Here is a 16,565-nt window from a genome sequence, read left to right as displayed (position 1 = left end):
GTTAGAAAGTTAAACTTACCTGCGTTCTGGGGCTGATTTTCTCAAACTGGGCTTCCTCGGTGGGTTCGCTTTCCAGCAGTCGGAGGGTTTCCTGGTCGTTGAGCAGGCGCGCCAGCCGTTTCTTGCCCCGCACCACGCGTGATTTCACCGCCGAGAGGCTGCATCCCTGGATTTCCTGCACTTCCTTCAGGGCGAAGCCTGAGATCTCAAACAGGATAATGGCTTCGCGTTGCTCCTCGGGAAGTTTGGCCAGGGCCTCGTAGAGTAGCCGGACATCGGTGTCCAGTTCCGCATTGTCGGAGACGGTCTGTTTTTCCTCGGCCTCCTCGCTGTTGAAGATGCCCCAGAACTTGCGTCGGCGGCTTTTGTTCCTGAGCAGTCGGCTCGCTATCCCGAAGAGGAAATGCAGAAACGCCTCTTTGTGCCGAAGCGAATCAAAATGCTCATAGGCCTGTAGCACCGTCTCGCTGATGAGGTCTTTGGCGTCTGCGCTGTGGAATACCCGTGCCTGGCAGAACCGGGCAAAGGGCGCATGCACCGGCTCATAGAGCGCCAGAAACGCCTGCTGTTTACTTTTGGGATCTTGCGGTTGAGACATAAGACTATTCTCTGGTTTGGCAGTAAGTGGCACCGGAGGTCAGAAAAGTCGCAGGGGCGGCAATCTTTTTTTACTTTCTTTCTAAAGATAACCGTAAAGCTGGTGTAAAAGACGTTTAGAACCTGTTTTTCAAGAATGGGGACCAAAACAGTGTGGCGTTTGCCTTTGCACAGACTGCCGCTCTGGAAAGGGTCCCATGCCAAACCTCCATCTACCACACTATGAAAATCATCACCATTACCCTGAACCCGGCCATAGACAAAAGCACCCGGGTAGAGTCTGTGGCCCCCGAGAAAAAACTGCGCTGCGAGAAACCCGTTTTTGAGCCGGGCGGCGGCGGTATCAACGTTTCCCGGGCCATCAAAAAACTGGGCGGGGAATCCTGCGCCTGGTTTCTGGCCGGCGGACATACGGGCGAAAAACTGGGTGAGCTTCTCCATCACGAAGGGGTGTCTTTCAGGAGGTTCAACTGCCAGGAGTCTACCCGCGAGAACCTGGTGGTCTTTGAGGTTTCCTCGCGGCAGGAGTACCGGTTTGGCATGCCCGGCCCGCAGGTCACCGAGCCTGAGTGGCGGCAACTGCTTCAGGCGCTGGAGGACTTGGAAGAGATGCCTGAGTTTGTGATTGCCAGCGGCAGTAACCCACCCGGTGTGCCCGATGACTTCTATGCCCGCGTTGCCGATCTGGCCTACAAAAAAGGCTTCAAACTGATAGTGGATACCTCGGGCGCCGCCCTGATGAAAGCGGCGGGTAAAGGCATTTACCTGCTCAAACCCAACCTGAACGAACTGGCCGCGCTAGCCAGCAAAGAAGTGATTTCCTCTCAGGAGCAGGAAGATCTGGCTACCCAGGTGTTGAACGAGGGCAAGAGCCAGGTACTGGTGGTGTCTTTGGGCCCCCGGGGCGCCATGCTGGCCTCTAAGGAAGGATTTGAGTACGTGGTGCCGCCCACCGTAAAACAGGAAAGCGCCGTAGGTGCCGGCGACAGCATGGTAGGGGCCATGGTGCTTAAATTGCAGGAAGGCTGGCCCCTGTCTGACGTGATTCGCTACGGCGTAGCCGCCGGAACCGCCGCCACCATGACCCCCGGCTCAGAACTCTGCCGCAAACCCGATGTAGACAGCATCTACGAATGGCTGAAGGCCCGGCGGTAATTCCGATCTTGACCGCTTGGCTTTATGGCCGTTTTGCATAAATCAGCCATAATACGATGTTTATAGGCTAAATAGAACGCTAAGAAATGTTGCAGGAAAGATTCTCAGGTATGCGTGCGGACACGAGCTGGAAGCTCGCGCCGGCGGAATACGTGGCAGGGACAACTTGAGGCTTTCGCCTCAGGGCAGTTACAAACTGCCCGCATGATGGGTCCAAGTCACAGACTTGAACCATGCTAAATATAGAAGACCTCACAGGTTTTCTGTATTGTGAGGTCTGTTGCGTTCCTGCCAGGGCATTCCCAATTCCAGCCTTTCGGTGGAGCGCCTTGTCAGGTTCCGGTGCCGGAGGCATTGCGACCGCCAGGGAGCAAAGGAAGCTGGCGCAGCGCGAGGCCGGAAGGCGGGGCCTCGCGGCCGTGAGCGCACGGAGCCCAGCGATGAAACAATAATGTTTATGCATCCACGCAAACTGCGGAGCCACACCAGCACCAGCGGACTACGACAACAAAAAATTTAAGCAATAGAACAGTAGGTAAGCCAACTTACCACAGCGCAGTTAGCACCAAGCATATGCAACACTGCGTCAGCAGCAAAAGAATTACCTCTTCCCTTCCTTCACTACCTCCATCTGCACCGACACAATGCCACTTTTCTCCATATCCAACTTACGGGCCGCCGATTTTGACAGGTCTATGATGCGGCCGGGTGCAAACGGGCCGCGGTCGGTGATGCGTACTTTCACGGAGCGACCGTTCTGCGGATTAGTCACTTTTACCTTGGTCCCGAAGGGTAGTTTCTTGTGGGCTGCCGTGCGTTTGCCGGGTTTGTAGCGGTCGCCGTTGGCCATTTTGTTTCCCCGGAGTTTATCTGAATAATAAGACGCTTTGCCTTTCTCAGTGTAGCCCCGCTCCCCGAAGGCTGGGGCTTTGGTGGTGCAGCTGGTGGCGAGCAGAGCCAGTAAAAGCAAGATGCAGAGGTGGTGGAATAAATGGGTAAGCTTACGCATAAGAGAAGAAATGTTGTAAAGCACTGGCTAACAACGGCCAGTTAAGTTGTTCCATCGGATGTTTGGTGTTGGGTAAAACGTGCAGCTGCCCCTTGGGCAACTGCCGGTATGCGGCCAGGGATTCTTCTACGGAAACCATCTGGTCTTTGTCGCCTACAGCTATGCAAACTGGAACGTTGATCTGGGCTAATTCTTGCACAGAGAGCATAGGAGTTTGGCCCAGGCCTAGCATCAGGTCTGCGGTGTGGCGCACCAGTTGCGCCCAATCCTGGGGAGCGTGGCGCTGCTGCAGGGTCTGGGCAAAAGCCGGTACTTTCTCTGAGATGACCTCGGGGCGGAGTTTGGCAGTTTCACCCTGGGCAATTTCCGGCGTCCAGTTGAATTTGGTGGCTAGGGTGAAGATCCTGGAGAAGCGTTCTGGTTTCTGCCGAGCCGCCTCCAGGGCCACGTAGCCGCCCATGCTGTAGCCAAACACCTGAACGGGAGGCAAGTTGTGTTCCTCCAGCCAGGTAAGCAGTTGCTGGGCGAAGTACTCAATGGTAAAAGGACCATTAGGGAAGGGTTCTCCGCCGTGACCGGGCAAGTTCAAAGCGTATACCGGCACCTGCGCGGGAAGCAGAGGCAGCAGCGGGTCAAACTGGCTTCTGGCCCCCAAGGCGCCGTGTAATAAAAGCAGTGGTTCCATACTGTAAGGTAAGTGTTCTTAGAGATTCTGACCAAACATTACTGTTTCACCGTCCATTTTGTAAAAATACCCGCTAAACGATTCCTATGGTTTGGGGCCCAGGTTACTTCTTCCTGGGGATAAATCCTTCGGGATTAGGCCAGCCTCTTAAGGAAGTGGAAACCTTTGATCACGAAGCCCTCGCGGAGATAGAATTTATGGGCGGCGTTGTTCACTACGTAGGCATCCAGCATCATGGTCTCGCACTGGTTTTTGGAGGCCTCATCGGTTAGCCAGTCTACCAGCATTTTGCCAATGCCTTTGGAACGGTACTGTTCATCCACCACAAAATTGTCTATCTCCAGGTACTTGCCGCTGTATAGTTTGGTGCCCATCCAGTATCCCGAGAGGCCCAGGCAGGTATCTCCCTCAAAGACGCCCACCATACGGTACTGCTGGGGCAGCATGAGCCGCAACAGGGTTTCATAGCGTTCCGGCTCCATGTTGGGGTTCAGGTACTGGATCAAGGGGAACTGCTGCAGCATCGCAGCCAACTCTGTTATTTCCCTTATCTGCAAAGGTGTAGCCATGGGGTATCAAATAAGGGGCAAAAATAGGAAGCACGTACCAGCGGTGAAACAAATGCTAACAAAATGTTAAAGAATTCACCTTTAATTCCAATAAAGTTAAATATCTGTTAATTAGTATTTGTGCCCTGGTTTTTAGGGAATACCCCTTCTATATTTGATCCGTTGATAGCCAGAAATGATGAGATAATTGTTCTGAATTAAGCAGGTAATTAGAGGCGCTGGTCTTTATGTTTGTATATGTAGATACACGGTTTTTCCCTGCGCTATGAATACTTACAAAGTAAAATTTGTCTGCATGCAGACTTTCTGAATTAACCGGGAAAAATATTTCTTCAGTTATTCTGGAAAGATTGAATTGGCAAAGTGTACGATTTCAAATAGTGTTGTGTCCGGCATCGCACATGTTGAATGGTGTTAAGTGTGTAAATAGTTGTAAATCAGCTGTTTTATTTAATGGCACGCAACTTGTAAAATCAGAACATGAACAAATGATCGGCCAATAGGCTAAGGGATTTCAGGACTTGTGAGAGAATGATTTGAAGCTTAAATAAAAAAGAAAAAAATTAGCTATCCGCAAGCAACCTTCTTTTAGAATCTGCATCTATTAGAATATAACACAAATACATAGGAAACATACATTAACAAAATAGGCATTTTTTATGCCCTGGATCTGTACGTCCTTTTTTCTGATAAAAGGTGTTTGTTTAAGTCAAAAAATGAAAAATAGAAAGATTTGTTTTTAACAGTTTAACTCACTTAAAAGAAATAATTATGAAACGTTTATTATTCATTATCGCCCTCGTTTGCATGCAAGTAGTATCATCTTTCGCCCAGGGTCCTACCAGCCGGGTGAATACAGAGAAAGTTAAAATGTACCGTCAGCCTGGCATAGGCGGAGAGGTAATGCGCCTGCTGGGCCCTGAAGACGAGATCATTGTGATGCGGAAACAAAACCATGAGTGGTCTCTGGTGCAGATTGACGGGGAAGCAGGCTACGTGCTGAATTCCTATCTCAAAGCCAAAAAGGCCAAAAAAGCCACTGCCGCTAAAACACCTGTCGCCCCCAATAAAAGCGCCAAGCTCTAAGCCGCAGAAATGATGGCTGGGGCAGCTTCCGCCTCTATATCATACAAAAAGCAGCGGGCCCACTCAGTCTTGAGTGGGCCCGCTGCTTTTTGGACAAACCTTAGTCTCTATTCTTTGGGAGTATAGTTGTAGATGTCAATGGCCTCGCCAAGCTGGTCTTTTTTCACCAGCCGCAGGATCTGCGGAATAAGCGAAACGCCCGCGCCAATGAGCAGTAGCGGAGAGATCTTGCCGCTGGTACTGCCGCCTCTGAACTGCTGCGTAATGCCGGCCACCATTAAGCCCGCACCCGCCACGTACATACCCGTCTGGATGTTCTGCCCGCGTTTGTAGTCCTGCAGGCTTTCCATGCTGCCCGGGTTGTCAGAAAGGGCAGTGCGCAGGTTCTTGTAGGTGAGGGGCTGCAGCGGGCCATTCTCCTTTTGGAAATAGTACACGCGGCGCTGCGTTGGGTAACCGTAGCCTCCCATTCCGTAGCCACCCATGCCGTAACCTCCGTAGCCGCCATAGCCTACGCCAATACCTGGGCCATAGGAGTTGTAATCTGTGCGGTACACAAAGTAAGTAGACACGCGCCCGGCCTGTTCCCGCTGGGCGAAGTTACTGAAGCGTCGCCCAGCGTCTACGCGGGCAAAGAAGCCTTCCTGGCTCTGGAAATACTTCACCGTTTCCGGGGCATATTTGAGAGAATCATCCAGAAGGAAGAAGTTCTGTTTGAAGATGGGGCTCTTGAACTGGAGCCGGCTCGCGTACACGCGTTGCCCGTTGTGCAATTCTATAAAGTAAGGTTGCCCCGAGGTGGTGCTGTTGATCTGGGCCCAACTACTTTGTGCCCCCATCCAGCAAAGGAAAACCAGGAAATATAATTTTTTTATCATAGCAAAAAGTAAACGAAAAAAGTGGACACTGTATGATAAAGCTAAATAAAAAAAGACAATAAGCCCCTGTCAATTGCAATAAGCAGCCGGTAAGCGCAACAGCAGGCAGAAAACTAAGTAAAAGAGAGAAGCCTTATGTTTTACTTAACCTGATTCTACTATGTTCATTGCATTGTGTATTTTATTGATTATCGCTTTGTTCATTACCGTGTATTACGTGCGGGCGAACAAGGCAGGCGCTGCCGCACAGGGAACCACTACCCGTATCTCGGGCGGCGGACCTAACGCCCCCGCTACGCCGGGCCAGACTTCCAGAAGTACCTTCAACCCGGGCAGTATCCCAGATAGCGCCGGCAACGGCAATGCCGCTATGAGCTCCGGCAAGCAGGGCTAACCTGTTTGCACCAGATAAATAAACAGAAAGGCACCACAATTGTGGTGCCTTTCTGTTTAGAGGCTTTACATAGCCTTCTTATTTGTTGCCGTTCTCGTTCATGGATGTCTGCTTCTTGCGGGAAGAAGTATTTCCCTTGGCGTCAGATCCCTGGTTCTCGGCGTTTTGCTCTATCTGGATAGGCTGGTTGCTGCCTTCGCGTACCTCAATGCGGTGACGGGCAGTTTTCTGCTCATCTTTAGGCACCCGCACGTGCAGGACACCGTTTTCAAACACCGCCTCAATGTTCTCTGGTTTCACATTGTCTGGGAACTGGAAAGACCGGCTGAAAGAACCGTACTGGCTTTCTACCAGGTGGTAGCGTTTGTCTTTCTGCTCCCTGTTGAAACGCCGCTCACCAGAGATGGTAAGACGACCTTGATGGAAGTCAAGGTGAATGTCTTCTTTCTTCAGGCCAGGAAGGGACATTTCCACTTCATACCCTTTCTCGGTTTCACAGGTGTCTACCTGCGGGCTGAAACTATTCAGCCGCTCGCGGCTATTCACAGAATCATTAAAGAATCGGTCCAGCATGCTGCTGAAGGTCTGCGGCATCATGTCGTCAAAGCCGCTTCCAAAACGTTGAATGGCCATAGCTTTAAGTTCTTTAAATTGTGAAACATTTGGCAGACCCAGGCTGCCTTTTGTAATAGCTTCAATCAGTTCACAAGGGCCGTTTTAGGCCGGGTTTGAGAAAAGGAGCCCCCAAACGGTAATGGGTTCTCCTTTTTATATGACTAGGTTAACGTTGCTCAATCTCCAGTAATCTAGGTCCCTGTGGCAGGTACGGGATATGCACCCGTAGTTTTTTGCCCTCGTGTACCACCTGCAGATTGTTGAAATCTACATAAGGCGGCAACAGGAACTGCTGGTGAAACAGCGGCATCTGCATGGCTGGGTGCTGCTCGCTCTGGTGCAGGGCCATCACGGTGAGTTGGTTTTTGTCCAGGACTACCTGGAATTGCTCGGCAGAGACGCCAGGCAACAACACCTGCAAAACTGCCTCTTTCTTGTGCTTCACCATTTTCACCTGCGGCTGCACCGTGCCTCCGCCCAGCGTGTTGGTTAAGTCTATATAATGCGCTACGTTCTGTAAGAACTTTTTATCTTTAATCAGTTTCATGATGTTTCTCCTCCTCCGGTCGCTGTTTTCTAGGTGGCATATTGCAAACGGCATACCAATGCCCCCAGAGGCCTTTTAAACGTGGTGTTAAGACATAATGGCAATGGGTGAAATGCCAATGGTGTAATTTTGGCAGGTTTTTTACGCCGGCTGAAAGGTAGAAAAGGGAGGTTGCTTCTAAAAGCCGGCTGCCGGCCGGCAGAAAAGTAAAAAATGTGCCCTAAACGCAAGAAAACACCGTATTTTCCTGTCTAAAGGGTGTATATCTACGTACAGGATTTTATAGCATTTGCCAGACCGCAACGCTGTTGAAAACAGAACCGGACTAGCGAAGGAGAACCAGTATGGTGCAAAGCTGCTGCTCTGGGCAGCCAACCCGGCAGGAAAAGCCCGGCAGCAAGACACTATGGTATGGGGTCCTGTGAAATGGAGGTGTTCAGGAGAATGCCCAGGTGCAGGTGTCAATAAGAAGACTGATAGGTATATTTCACCAGATAGCCAGAAAGGAAGCAAGGCAAAGGTAACCGGAGTTGCCTTGCTTGAAAGAGGCTGTGCTATGTAAGGCGCAATGCGAAAGATTTATTATCAAACCACCGGACTTACCTTGAGTTATGACGAAGACCATGCCACGGCCTACGCCGTGTGGAATGGCTTCTTGGCCAGCCCCGAGCTTAGGGAGGCTGTTTTGCAGTGCCTGGAACTGATGGAGTCAAAAGGCATCACCCGCTGGCTTGCCGACAACCGGAAGATGAAAGCCATCAGGCAGGCAGACCAGCAGTGGTTTTTAAGCAATGTCATCCCACGCATGCTGCAGAGTTCCCTGCGCCGCATGGCTACCCTGGTGTCTGAGGATATGTTCAACAAGATGGCGGTAGAGCAGTTGCTGCAACGCGCCGGCAACCTTGACCACCTGGCCATGCGTGATTTCAACGATGAAAAAGAAGCCCTGCAGTGGCTTATGGCCCCTTTTTCTGTGTCTTCGCAAGTAAAGTCATAGTGATAGAAACAAAATTGGGTAAAGATTTAAGGTCCTCTGTCATTTGTAAAGCAGTTTCCGGCTTACCTTTGCGGCCAAGGTAAAGGAAGGAGAAGTCTGCAGAAGGAAAAGCCTTTGGCGAGCTTGCCAGATAAAATAGTGCCCTGTTTATTATATTTTAAAAACCTTTCCTGAAAATCTGCCCGGAAATCTGCAAGTATTCTCCCCGCGTCTTGCTGCCGGGCACCCTAATATTTTATACTTTAATTAACCAATAGACTAGTCCAAAAGAGACTGCTTTCCCCCGTACGCAGCTGTAGTCTTTTATTTTATGTTTTTAACCTTACCCTCTGTCTATTATGAAAGTGAGGCCTTTTCTGTGCGTTATGACCAGGCGCGTTCCCTGGGTATGGCCGTCTGGAAAGGCAGATTGACCGGTGCAGACCTGCAGGAGGCTTTACTCATTTGTGCCTATGTCATGGAAAAATACGGCCTTACCCGCTGGCTCGCCGATGACCGTAAAATGAAAGCCTTTTCTGAGGAAGACACCCAATGGATTTCTGAGCACGTGGTGCCTTCTTATCTGAGTGGTCCCCTGCGCCGCATGGCTTTCCTGCCCTCAGAAGACCAGGGCCAGGTAGAAGCCATTGAGCATCTCATCCAGCGGGCAGGTGATTTGGATGACCTGGTGCTTAAGAGCTTCCAGACTGAGGAAGAGGCCCTTCACTGGCTTATGCAAGAGTTCTAGAATTGCCCGGCTCCCGAGGGAGTCATTTTGATATAATCACATGCTTCAACAATTACCCTCCGTCTATTACCAGAGTAATGCCTTCACCGTGCAGTATGACCAGAACCGCTCACTTGGCCAGTCTGTCTGGCAGGGAAAAATGAGTAGTGAGGATCTGAAGGAGGCTTTCCTGCTTTGCTCCCACGTGATGGAGAAATATAAGCTAACCCGCTGGTTAGCGCATGACCGCAACATGAAGGCCTTCTCAGAAGAAGACACCCACTGGATTTTTGAGAACATAGTGCCTTCCATGCTGGCTGGTCCCTTACGGCGTATGGCCATCATTCCCTCAGAAGACAAGGAACAGGTAGCCTCGGTAGACTTTCTTATTGAACGCGCCGGTGATCTGGGCGACCTGGAAGTCAAACATTTTGAGGATGAAAACAAGGCTTTGGATTGGCTTATGGAGGAGTTCTAGGCTGTCTCCCATGTGCGAGACCCACAGCCCTTGGTAGGCTCGCCGTTCCTGTTGGCTTTAGCATCCAAGTAATGCTCCAGACCCCGCATGTGTTTAGGGCCTGTTTTATGGATTCAGGCTCCAAAAAGTAGGCAGAATTGCTGGGAGGTATACCCTTATAAATCCCATTTCTGCTTTTTTGAGAAATAAAAGAAGTGCTTTTTCTGGCCGTAACCCTCTCTTCTTTCCCTCGTTTGGGGAGGAGATGGAAACACTGGAATACATTCTGGGAATAGGAGACGAGCACCTTAACTGGTGGCAGATGTCTGTCAGGGCGGTGATTGTTTTCTTTGTCTCCCTGACTTACATAAGATTGGCCAACAAGCGCATTTTTGGGCAGCAGAGCACTTTTGACATTGTCCTGAGCATTATGTACGGGTCCATCATGAGCCGGGCCATTACGGGTACCTCCCCTTTCTTTCCTACGCTGGCCGCTGGCATAGTGCTTATTCTCCTGCACCGCATGTTGGCATCCGTGGCCTTTCAGTTTGGGCATGGACACGGCATCAGCAATTTCCTCAAAGGCAAAACCGTATCCCTGGTGAAAGACGGGAAGGTGCTGGAAGACCAGATGCGGGCGCATAGCATCACAGAAAACGATATCATAGAGGTATTGCGCACCAAGGGAGGCCCGGTGGATATTGCCAAAATAGAGACGGCCTGCCTGGAGCGCAGCGGAAGCATTAGTGTGGTCTATAAAGACGACAAATGAGCAACAGAGAACAGTTCCCATGTTTCTTGCGTGTTCCGCAAAACCAGTCCTGTTGGGCAATGAGAACGTCTCTGGTTTACTTTATTCTGCTTAGCTTCATCCCTACTTTCCCGTAGTTGGTAGTGGGCCAGTTGCCAGCAGCTAAGGGAACACATACGTCTAGAATAAGCGTGTCTCTGGTGAGTTGTACAATGGTGTGTTCCCGTCCTCCTATGATAAGTTTGTTTCCCTGCCGCTCATAGGCAGTGGTGACAGATGCAGGCTCGTTGGCGCTGCAACTGCGGGTGCCATGCTCAATAACTAACTCTGTTGAACTGCTGAAGTCATAGACATCATCATCCTGGCAGGTGGCATTGGTAGGCTTGAAAGCCATGTCTGAGGGTTTGGTGCTGTAGGCACACGCTTCATTTCCCCCTAGTGCCAGCACTTTATTTGAATACATCTGCCACCGGGTGTTCAAGGTCACGGCAGGTGCATCTGCGTCATCTGAGTCGCAGCTGCTTAAAACACATGCCCAGAAAAGAAGCGCAAGACAAGTTTTTCTCATAGTGCAGCAGGTTTTGTACAGGTCTAATATTACAAAAAAATGTGGTTTATAGATGCCTGCCTGGGTTGGAGCAAAGGCTTGGCTAAAGGTGCTTTTCTTGAAAGGGGCTTCTTCATTGTCCGGGCTTTGGGGTGCATGAAGATGCTTTCTACCGCATGGGCTTCTGCCTGGCGGTAGGCCTGAAATGTTTGACCTGTGATCGCCTTGTGGCCCCACCCTGGCTTTGCTCAACCTTCCCTCTAATGATCTGAATTCCTAAAGGCTTGATCTGGTTAGGCTTAGCTTCATCAGCTTTGAGGTCATGGCCCAAGTTTACGTGGCGTCAAAAACAATTGGGCATTCAGTTAAGTTATTGCGTTTATTTACACTCCCGTAACCCGTTTGTGAGATGGATTTTTCAAATTTATTCCAGCATGTGCCAGACAACCTGGTGGTGTTTACCCCAGATTTTAAGATCATAGCCGCCACAGATGCCTACCTGCAGACCACTATGCGCAAACAGGAGGACATTCTGGGGCTTCACCTTTTACTGGAGGCTTTTCCAGACATACATTATTCTTTTGAGGAAAACCCGGTACGCAAGTCCATTGCCAAGGTAATAGAAACCAAACGGGTAGATTTCATGGACCTGGTGCGGTACAACATAGCGCGGCCCGCCTCTGAGGGCGGCGGGTTCTACGAGAGCATTTGGGAGGCCTCGCACACGCCTGTTCTGGACCAGGAAGGCAATGTGGAGTACATCATCCAGAAAACCATGGACGTGACGGAGCGGGAGCAAGCCAAACTGGCCCACCAGGAAAGCGAGAACAAGTTCAGGATCATGACCGATACGGTGCCCCAGTTGATATACACCGTGAGCCCCGAGGGGAAGGTGACGTACGTGAATGAGCGTTTTGTGAAATACACCGGCATTTCTGCCCAAGACATCATGGCTTCTGCCACCGGATTCTTGGACGTGATGCACCCAGATGACCAAGGTCCCTTTATAGCCCGGGCCCAGGAGAGTTTTCAGAAGCAGGTAGAGTTCCAGGCCGAGATAAGGATGCGGGACCGCGATGGCAATTACCGCTGGTTTGTGAAAAAGTGCTCGCCCGTGGTGCTGGGTAACCAGAACAAGGTTTCTTTGTGGGTAGGCAGTGCCACAGACATCCATGCCACCAAGCAGATGGTACAGGAACTGCTGGAAAGCAATGAGCAGATGGCGCTACTCTCAGACCAGGTGCACTCGGCCTTAGAGAAAGCCCAATTTGAGCGCAAGACCCTGGAGAACATGATCATGAACGCCCCGGCTATTTTCTGTACCTTGAAGGGGCCGGAGCATCGGTTTGAGCTGATCAACCCGTATTACCAGGGACTTTTCCCTGATCGGGAGCTGCAGGATAAAACCGTAGCCGAGGCGGTGCCCGAAGCCAAGGAACAGGGTTTTGTGGATCTGCTGGACAAAGTGTACCAAACCGGCGAGGCCTTCTCTGCCAAGGAAGTCTATTTCCAACGGAAACGGCAAGACATCAACACATCAGAAGATGTTTACCTTACGCTCAATTACCAGCCTATCTTTGGCGAGGGGATGAAGATCATCGGGATTCTGGTTTTCGGATATGAGATTACGGAACATGTGAAGCTGCGGGAAAGCCTCCAGAAAGAAGGCAAAGCATAGAAGCCCATGAGTTTACCAGTTACTAGCTTTACATGAACGCTGCCCAAAGTGACCTTCAGCAACTCAGGATAAAGCTGATTTTATTTAAGTCTAAAGTACGCTCTGCGGTGTACGGCGGCACTCCAGACCAGGAGTTCTTTTCTTCCAGCGGTCCCTTGGGCCAGTGGTTCAGGACCATTGGTGCCGTACGCTATAGCAACCTACCCGAGTTCAGCACCATGTCAAGGCTGTACAAAGAGTTGCTTACCACCGCCATGCATCTGATAAGCCAGTACCGCTCCGGAAAGATAGAAGAAGCCCACGAGGGCCTCCAAGACATTGACAAGCTTTCTGAGCAATTGACCAGTCTTATCTCCGCGCTGGAGACCCGGCTGGCCTAAGTTCTAAGATTAGCTCAAGCCAGGCAAGGTGGCCTGGGTCAATACGTTTACTGCAGAGATTTTTACAAAACCCAGAACCGTTACATCACATCGCTTAAAACCTGTTATGGTAACCACTTATTTTCAGAGTAAGGCCTTTACCCTTTTGTATGACCACACTAACCAGCTGGGCGTAGCTGAGGCGATTGGTTTCCTGAGCAGCGAAGAGTTTAGAGAAGCCGTTACCATGTGCGTGCGTCTGCTGGAGGAACACAAGCCCCTGCGCTGGCTCGCCGATAACCGCCAGATGAAGGCCATCAGGCAGGCAGATCAGGCTTGGTACGCTGAGTTCGCCTTCCCAAAGCTAAGAGACAGCAGCATCCGGCGGAACGCCACCGTGGTTTCTGAAGACATTTTCAACAAAATGGCCGTAGAACAGCTCATGAAGCGCGCGCCAGATTTAGGCGATATGGCCCTCAAGGATTTTGAATTCCGCGAAGAAGCCCTGGCTTGGGTGCTTCAGCCCGTGAAATAGGAGTCTTAAGCCTACTCAGCAACATATACCAGGAAAGGGAGCCGCAGCAGGCTTCCTTTTTTGTTTTGCGCTGTTTCTGGTACAATAGGCGGAAAACGGATGGAGCATTTAGGGCCTGTTCTTGTGAGATCGGGCTTGAAACGGGTAGAGACTTCCTGGGCTGGGCTCTTGCGGAGTTGGGGGAATGAAGGCCAATTGGCACCCTGGCAATTTTCCAGGGGCGTGCAACCTTCTGGGCGGTAAGTGGCTCTTCTGTATAGATCTTCTACCTTAATGTTTACATGCCCTTTAGAAATGAAAAACTACTTAAGTAAGCTCACCTTGGTCTTTTTCACCACCCTGTTCCTGGCCGGCTGTGACCTGGAAGACCCGGAACCCTCTACCCAATCCTCGCCCGTTTTCCTCACCAAGATCAACACCTCCCAAGGAGATAGCCGGGAGTTCCAGTATTCGGCCTCAGGTTGGCTTACCCGAGTGGTGGGCAAAGGTTCCCTGGCCCTGAACGAGAACGCCCAGTCTACAAGCGAGGTTGTGTATGATAACCTGGGCCGCTTTGCCTACGTGCTCACCGATGGCCCCACCGTAGACACGGAGAATGCCTACTACTACACCTCAGAGAACCAGCTCTACAAACTGGATGAACTCATTGACGACAAACTGCAGAGTTACCACACCTTTGAATACAACGTGAACGGCCGGCTGACTGCCCGCTACGACTTTTACAAAGACGTGACCACCGCCACCACGCCCCGGGAAACCAACAAGGTCACCTACACCTATGACGCCAACGGCAACGTGAGTGAAATTGCGCTATACACTAGGCCTACCACCGGCGCAGCCTGGGAACTGGTGCAAAAGAGCAAGTACGAGAACTATGACACCAAAAAAGGCGTGCAGCACCTGGCAGATGCCCTCTTCACGCCAAACATTCTGCTGTTCCGTAACAACCCCGGCAAAGTGACCACCACGCTGGCCAGCGGAGAGGTACGCGTAGCCACCTTTACCTACGAATACAACGCTCAGAACCTACCCGTAAGAAAAACCACCTCCCCAGAAAACGGCACCCCCTTCGTAACGGACTATACTTACCAGATGTAAGGTTGATTAGTGTTCAAAAAGAGAACTCCCGCTTAGGGCCTGTTTTTTATGAAAATAGGCCCTAAGCGGGAGTTAGCGTTTAAAGGGAACGTAGCAATTTATACTGTTGCCCTTGCAGGTGTTATCACCTGCAAACTGCGTTGAGTTACTGAGAGGAATTGCAGGTTGGAATGTTGGTGATAAAACTATTATCCCAAACTGCATGGAAGATTACTCTTGAAGTATAGTTTGCACAGAAATAGCCTTTAGAATTTCCTGTTCTTTGCAGTAGTAATGCAGAAATTCACCTTTCTTAGGAACTGGATTTATTCTTACTAGGCAGGTCTTGTTTGTTACAAGTAGAAGTCCGAAATTATTAGCTCTGCATAGCTTTTCAAGCGTGTCAAGGTTGTTTCTCCTCTTTAGAAAAGGACTTTTTAAAAGAAGATTGTCGGTGTGTTTCGAATATGCTATCCATTGTTCATTTGCAGGATATTGTTTTAGTTGATTTATCACATTTGTCACCTTGTGTCTATCTAAGTCTAATACCTCAAAAATTGCTGCTGCTAAAATAAGAAGTACTACAAAAGCGGCAAGTGTAATAGGTGTGATAAAATACCATCTTAAACTTGTAAATGAAATAAGAGCCAGGATTGTTATCGAAGTCATGATACATGACACAATCAAACAATGTAAACCAAATTTCTTGTCATTGGAATAAGAGATTAGAGCGCCTAATGTCTTATGTGACTTGGCTTCTAAAGAAATTGTATAGGGTTTTCCTTCTTTTTCAAAGCATATCAGTCCATCTGCTCTTTTCCCTCCTCTTTCCTTTTTTGTCCATCTCTCATCTGTAGAATCAATTCTTGTTAATGCGATAGAAAACTTATCAGAATAGTACGCCTTTAAATATTCAAGGGCTTTAAGTTGGATGGTGCGTTCTTTGGGCTTGCTCATGAGAGAGTTTAGTTTATCATATAGGTTACAATCCTTTTGCTATTTCCTCAATAATGTAGGTGTTAATTAATATAGTATTATTTTGTTATAAAGTAAAAAGGAGGCTAGAAACAGCCTCCTTTTTATACTAGATTAAAATTGAACAAACTTCCACTGGTTTGATATTTCTGTACAAGCTGCTTCGATATCCTGCAACCTCTTTATGTATGCCTTAGGAGCAGTATATATCGTCTTATTGAATATGTCAATCACAAAGCAGTTTCTTGCCTTGATAGGCTTCTGGTATTCTTGCTCCAAATACTTCATTAGAAGTGTACCAATGTACTCTGAAGAAGTTTTAGATAAAGGAAAGCTTTTAGAGAAGTATAGCTTAACTCCTCCAGAAATCTCTTTCTTATCATGAATCAATATTTCGGGACGTATACTGATTTTCACTCCTGAGATTGTCATTGATGCAGATTTACTAATTCCATCAAAGAAACCCCTATCATCTTCAAGCAAATCTGAATCACCTATAAACTTAAGGAATTCCGTTAAAGCCTCTATACAAGAATAAATCACCTCGTGCTGATGCTTATTGGTAGGCTTTTGTTTGCTTAGTTGATCAATGGCTTGAAGGATCAACTGACTATCCTTATTCTCATTAAGGAAAAAGTCTTTTATAGCTGTTTCAGCTTTGGAGTATCTTGTTGTAATAAAATCTTTAGGATACTTCGCATCATAGATTATTCTAGCTCTTCTAGCTGCGAAAGCGCATAAGTACTCTCCCATTTTGTTAACTGTAATTCTCGGAGATGTACGTTCAATTTGAGAAGCGAATTTTGTTCTAGTTTTTTGCATTTATAAATTTTGGGTTAAAAACTAGTAGCAAGAGCCTTCGTACTTGTAGATTGATTGATTAATCTACACATTTGCATGACTTCAAGGATAACTGTATTAGGGTGAAGAGCCCTAATTGCTCGCCAA

General features: G+C 49.1%; 21 protein-coding genes. 11 read left to right on the top strand and 10 right to left on the bottom strand.

Translation table 11 applies throughout. From position 1 onward, the window contains the following. Window position 1 precedes the first annotated feature (1 nt). Window positions 2–598, bottom strand: coding sequence for an RNA polymerase sigma factor (locus J3P34_RS16030; RefSeq protein ID WP_210489658.1), 597 nt, complete (start codon window positions 596–598; stop codon window positions 2–4). A gap of 221 nt (window positions 599–819) precedes the next feature. Here J3P34_RS16030 and J3P34_RS16025 point away from each other — a divergent pair, with 221 nt between their 5' ends. After that, window positions 820–1,752, top strand: a complete 933-nt coding sequence (locus J3P34_RS16025) for a 1-phosphofructokinase family hexose kinase (RefSeq protein ID WP_210489657.1) — start codon at window positions 820–822, stop codon at window positions 1,750–1,752. 601 nt (window positions 1,753–2,353) lie between these two features. Here J3P34_RS16025 and J3P34_RS16020 read toward each other — a convergent pair. From J3P34_RS16020 to J3P34_RS16010, 3 genes are all read right to left on the bottom strand, one after another. Further along, the gene (locus J3P34_RS16020; RefSeq protein WP_210489656.1) at window positions 2,354–2,761 is read right to left on the bottom strand and encodes a septal ring lytic transglycosylase RlpA family protein; all 408 of its coding nucleotides are present in this window, start codon (window positions 2,759–2,761) and stop codon (window positions 2,354–2,356) included. Next, the gene (locus J3P34_RS16015; RefSeq protein WP_210489655.1) at window positions 2,754–3,446 is read right to left on the bottom strand and encodes an alpha/beta fold hydrolase; all 693 of its coding nucleotides are present in this window, start codon (window positions 3,444–3,446) and stop codon (window positions 2,754–2,756) included. The genes J3P34_RS16020 and J3P34_RS16015 overlap by 8 nt, the downstream gene beginning before the upstream one ends. Before the next feature lie 134 nt (window positions 3,447–3,580). After that, window positions 3,581–4,015 carry a GNAT family N-acetyltransferase gene (locus tag J3P34_RS16010; RefSeq protein ID WP_210489654.1) on the bottom strand — a complete coding sequence of 145 codons (435 nt, stop codon included), beginning with the start codon at window positions 4,013–4,015 and terminating at the stop codon, window positions 3,581–3,583. A gap of 771 nt (window positions 4,016–4,786) precedes the next feature. Here J3P34_RS16010 and J3P34_RS16005 point away from each other — a divergent pair. Then, window positions 4,787–5,101, top strand: a complete 315-nt coding sequence (locus tag J3P34_RS16005; protein WP_210489653.1) for an SH3 domain-containing protein — start codon at window positions 4,787–4,789, stop codon at window positions 5,099–5,101. A 107-nt stretch (window positions 5,102–5,208) separates the two neighbouring features. Here J3P34_RS16005 and J3P34_RS16000 read toward each other — a convergent pair whose 3' ends face one another. Then, a complete protein-coding gene (locus tag J3P34_RS16000) occupies window positions 5,209–5,979 on the bottom strand; it encodes a hypothetical protein (RefSeq protein ID WP_210489652.1) in 771 nt (256 codons plus the stop codon). Window positions 5,980–6,139: 160 nt separating this feature from the next. Between J3P34_RS16000 and J3P34_RS15995 the strand changes: the two genes are divergently transcribed. After that, complete coding sequence (locus tag J3P34_RS15995; RefSeq protein ID WP_210462262.1) at window positions 6,140–6,373, top strand: hypothetical protein; 234 nt, start codon at window positions 6,140–6,142, stop codon at window positions 6,371–6,373. 78 nt (window positions 6,374–6,451) lie between these two features. Here J3P34_RS15995 and J3P34_RS15990 read toward each other — a convergent pair whose 3' ends face one another. Continuing rightward, entirely contained in the window at window positions 6,452–7,006 is a 555-nt protein-coding gene (locus tag J3P34_RS15990; RefSeq protein WP_246849899.1) for an Hsp20/alpha crystallin family protein, read from the bottom strand. A gap of 148 nt (window positions 7,007–7,154) precedes the next feature. Further along, window positions 7,155–7,535 carry an Hsp20/alpha crystallin family protein gene (locus tag J3P34_RS15985; protein WP_210462260.1) on the bottom strand — a complete coding sequence of 127 codons (381 nt, stop codon included), beginning with the start codon at window positions 7,533–7,535 and terminating at the stop codon, window positions 7,155–7,157. Window positions 7,536–8,103: 568 nt separating this feature from the next. Between J3P34_RS15985 and J3P34_RS15980 the strand changes: the two genes are divergently transcribed. The 4 genes from J3P34_RS15980 (at window position 8,104) to J3P34_RS15965 (ending at window position 10,467) form a co-directional block, all read left to right on the top strand. Continuing rightward, entirely contained in the window at window positions 8,104–8,532 is a 429-nt protein-coding gene (locus tag J3P34_RS15980) for an STAS/SEC14 domain-containing protein (protein WP_210489651.1), read from the top strand. 310 nt (window positions 8,533–8,842) lie between these two features. Then, window positions 8,843–9,259 (top strand): SpoIIAA family protein, encoded by a 417-nt coding sequence (locus tag J3P34_RS15975; RefSeq protein WP_210462256.1) that lies wholly within the window; start codon window positions 8,843–8,845, stop codon window positions 9,257–9,259. A 40-nt stretch (window positions 9,260–9,299) separates the two neighbouring features. Continuing rightward, complete coding sequence (locus J3P34_RS15970) at window positions 9,300–9,716, top strand: SpoIIAA family protein (protein WP_210462254.1); 417 nt, start codon at window positions 9,300–9,302, stop codon at window positions 9,714–9,716. Between the two features lie 244 nt (window positions 9,717–9,960). Further along, window positions 9,961–10,467 (top strand): DUF421 domain-containing protein, encoded by a 507-nt coding sequence (locus J3P34_RS15965; RefSeq protein ID WP_246849897.1) that lies wholly within the window; start codon window positions 9,961–9,963, stop codon window positions 10,465–10,467. 76 nt (window positions 10,468–10,543) lie between these two features. Here J3P34_RS15965 and J3P34_RS15960 read toward each other — a convergent pair whose 3' ends face one another. Then, on the bottom strand, window positions 10,544–11,014 hold the full coding sequence (locus J3P34_RS15960) for a hypothetical protein (RefSeq protein WP_210489650.1): 471 nt from the start codon (window positions 11,012–11,014) through the stop codon (window positions 10,544–10,546). 388 nt (window positions 11,015–11,402) lie between these two features. On the opposite strand from J3P34_RS15960, the gene J3P34_RS15955 reads away from it, so the two are divergent. The 4 genes from J3P34_RS15955 to J3P34_RS15940 all read left to right on the top strand — a co-directional run bounded on the left by J3P34_RS15955 (window position 11,403) and on the right by J3P34_RS15940 (window position 14,663). Then, complete coding sequence (locus tag J3P34_RS15955) at window positions 11,403–12,671, top strand: PAS domain-containing protein (protein ID WP_210489649.1); 1,269 nt, start codon at window positions 11,403–11,405, stop codon at window positions 12,669–12,671. Between the two features lie 32 nt (window positions 12,672–12,703). Beyond that, window positions 12,704–13,051, top strand: a complete 348-nt coding sequence (locus J3P34_RS15950) for a histidine kinase (RefSeq protein WP_210462250.1) — start codon at window positions 12,704–12,706, stop codon at window positions 13,049–13,051. 106 nt (window positions 13,052–13,157) lie between these two features. Continuing rightward, window positions 13,158–13,565 carry a SpoIIAA family protein gene (locus J3P34_RS15945; protein WP_210489648.1) on the top strand — a complete coding sequence of 136 codons (408 nt, stop codon included), beginning with the start codon at window positions 13,158–13,160 and terminating at the stop codon, window positions 13,563–13,565. Window positions 13,566–13,859: 294 nt separating this feature from the next. After that, on the top strand, window positions 13,860–14,663 hold the full coding sequence (locus tag J3P34_RS15940; RefSeq protein ID WP_210489647.1) for a hypothetical protein: 804 nt from the start codon (window positions 13,860–13,862) through the stop codon (window positions 14,661–14,663). Between the two features lie 210 nt (window positions 14,664–14,873). Here J3P34_RS15940 and J3P34_RS15935 read toward each other — a convergent pair whose 3' ends face one another. Together J3P34_RS15935 and J3P34_RS15930 are read right to left on the bottom strand one after the other, a co-directional pair. After that, complete coding sequence (locus J3P34_RS15935) at window positions 14,874–15,599, bottom strand: hypothetical protein (protein ID WP_210489646.1); 726 nt, start codon at window positions 15,597–15,599, stop codon at window positions 14,874–14,876. Between the two features lie 132 nt (window positions 15,600–15,731). After that, window positions 15,732–16,439: a hypothetical protein gene (locus tag J3P34_RS15930; protein WP_210489645.1), complete on the bottom strand. Its 708-nt coding sequence runs from the start codon at window positions 16,437–16,439 to the stop codon at window positions 15,732–15,734. Window positions 16,440–16,565: the final 126 nt, after the last annotated feature.

The sequence above is a fragment of the Rufibacter aurantiacus genome, from assembly GCF_017916345.1.
In the GTDB taxonomy this organism is placed as follows: domain Bacteria; phylum Bacteroidota; class Bacteroidia; order Cytophagales; family Hymenobacteraceae; genus Nibribacter; species Nibribacter roseolus.
Note: the sequence above shows the minus strand (reverse complement) of the source record. Positions and strands in the feature narration are given on the sequence as shown.

Bases quoted from the DNA above. Each gene is read 5' to 3' on its own strand.
- J3P34_RS16025 (WP_210489657.1), top strand. From the start codon at position 820: ATGAAAATCATCACCATTACCCTGAACCCGGCCATAGACAAAAGCACC.
- J3P34_RS15990 (WP_246849899.1), bottom strand. From the start codon at position 7,006: ATGGCCATTCAACGTTTTGGAAGCGGCTTTGACGACATGATGCCGCAG.
- J3P34_RS15955 (WP_210489649.1), top strand. From the start codon at position 11,403: ATGGATTTTTCAAATTTATTCCAGCATGTGCCAGACAACCTGGTGGTG.
- J3P34_RS15985 (WP_210462260.1), bottom strand. From the start codon at position 7,535: ATGAAACTGATTAAAGATAAAAAGTTCTTACAGAACGTAGCGCATTAT.
- J3P34_RS16030 (WP_210489658.1), bottom strand. From the start codon at position 598: ATGTCTCAACCGCAAGATCCCAAAAGTAAACAGCAGGCGTTTCTGGCG.
- J3P34_RS15995 (WP_210462262.1), top strand. From the start codon at position 6,140: ATGTTCATTGCATTGTGTATTTTATTGATTATCGCTTTGTTCATTACC.
- J3P34_RS15950 (WP_210462250.1), top strand. From the start codon at position 12,704: ATGAACGCTGCCCAAAGTGACCTTCAGCAACTCAGGATAAAGCTGATT.
- J3P34_RS16000 (WP_210489652.1), bottom strand. From the start codon at position 5,979: ATGATAAAAAAATTATATTTCCTGGTTTTCCTTTGCTGGATGGGGGCA.
- J3P34_RS15960 (WP_210489650.1), bottom strand. From the start codon at position 11,014: ATGAGAAAAACTTGTCTTGCGCTTCTTTTCTGGGCATGTGTTTTAAGC.
- J3P34_RS15940 (WP_210489647.1), top strand. From the start codon at position 13,860: ATGAAAAACTACTTAAGTAAGCTCACCTTGGTCTTTTTCACCACCCTG.
- J3P34_RS15945 (WP_210489648.1), top strand. From the start codon at position 13,158: ATGGTAACCACTTATTTTCAGAGTAAGGCCTTTACCCTTTTGTATGAC.
- J3P34_RS15930 (WP_210489645.1), bottom strand. From the start codon at position 16,439: ATGCAAAAAACTAGAACAAAATTCGCTTCTCAAATTGAACGTACATCT.
- J3P34_RS15970 (WP_210462254.1), top strand. From the start codon at position 9,300: ATGCTTCAACAATTACCCTCCGTCTATTACCAGAGTAATGCCTTCACC.
- J3P34_RS16020 (WP_210489656.1), bottom strand. From the start codon at position 2,761: ATGCGTAAGCTTACCCATTTATTCCACCACCTCTGCATCTTGCTTTTA.
- J3P34_RS15965 (WP_246849897.1), top strand. From the start codon at position 9,961: ATGGAAACACTGGAATACATTCTGGGAATAGGAGACGAGCACCTTAAC.
- J3P34_RS16005 (WP_210489653.1), top strand. From the start codon at position 4,787: ATGAAACGTTTATTATTCATTATCGCCCTCGTTTGCATGCAAGTAGTA.
- J3P34_RS15975 (WP_210462256.1), top strand. From the start codon at position 8,843: ATGTTTTTAACCTTACCCTCTGTCTATTATGAAAGTGAGGCCTTTTCT.
- J3P34_RS15980 (WP_210489651.1), top strand. From the start codon at position 8,104: ATGCGAAAGATTTATTATCAAACCACCGGACTTACCTTGAGTTATGAC.
- J3P34_RS15935 (WP_210489646.1), bottom strand. From the start codon at position 15,599: ATGAGCAAGCCCAAAGAACGCACCATCCAACTTAAAGCCCTTGAATAT.
- J3P34_RS16015 (WP_210489655.1), bottom strand. From the start codon at position 3,446: ATGGAACCACTGCTTTTATTACACGGCGCCTTGGGGGCCAGAAGCCAG.
- J3P34_RS16010 (WP_210489654.1), bottom strand. From the start codon at position 4,015: ATGGCTACACCTTTGCAGATAAGGGAAATAACAGAGTTGGCTGCGATG.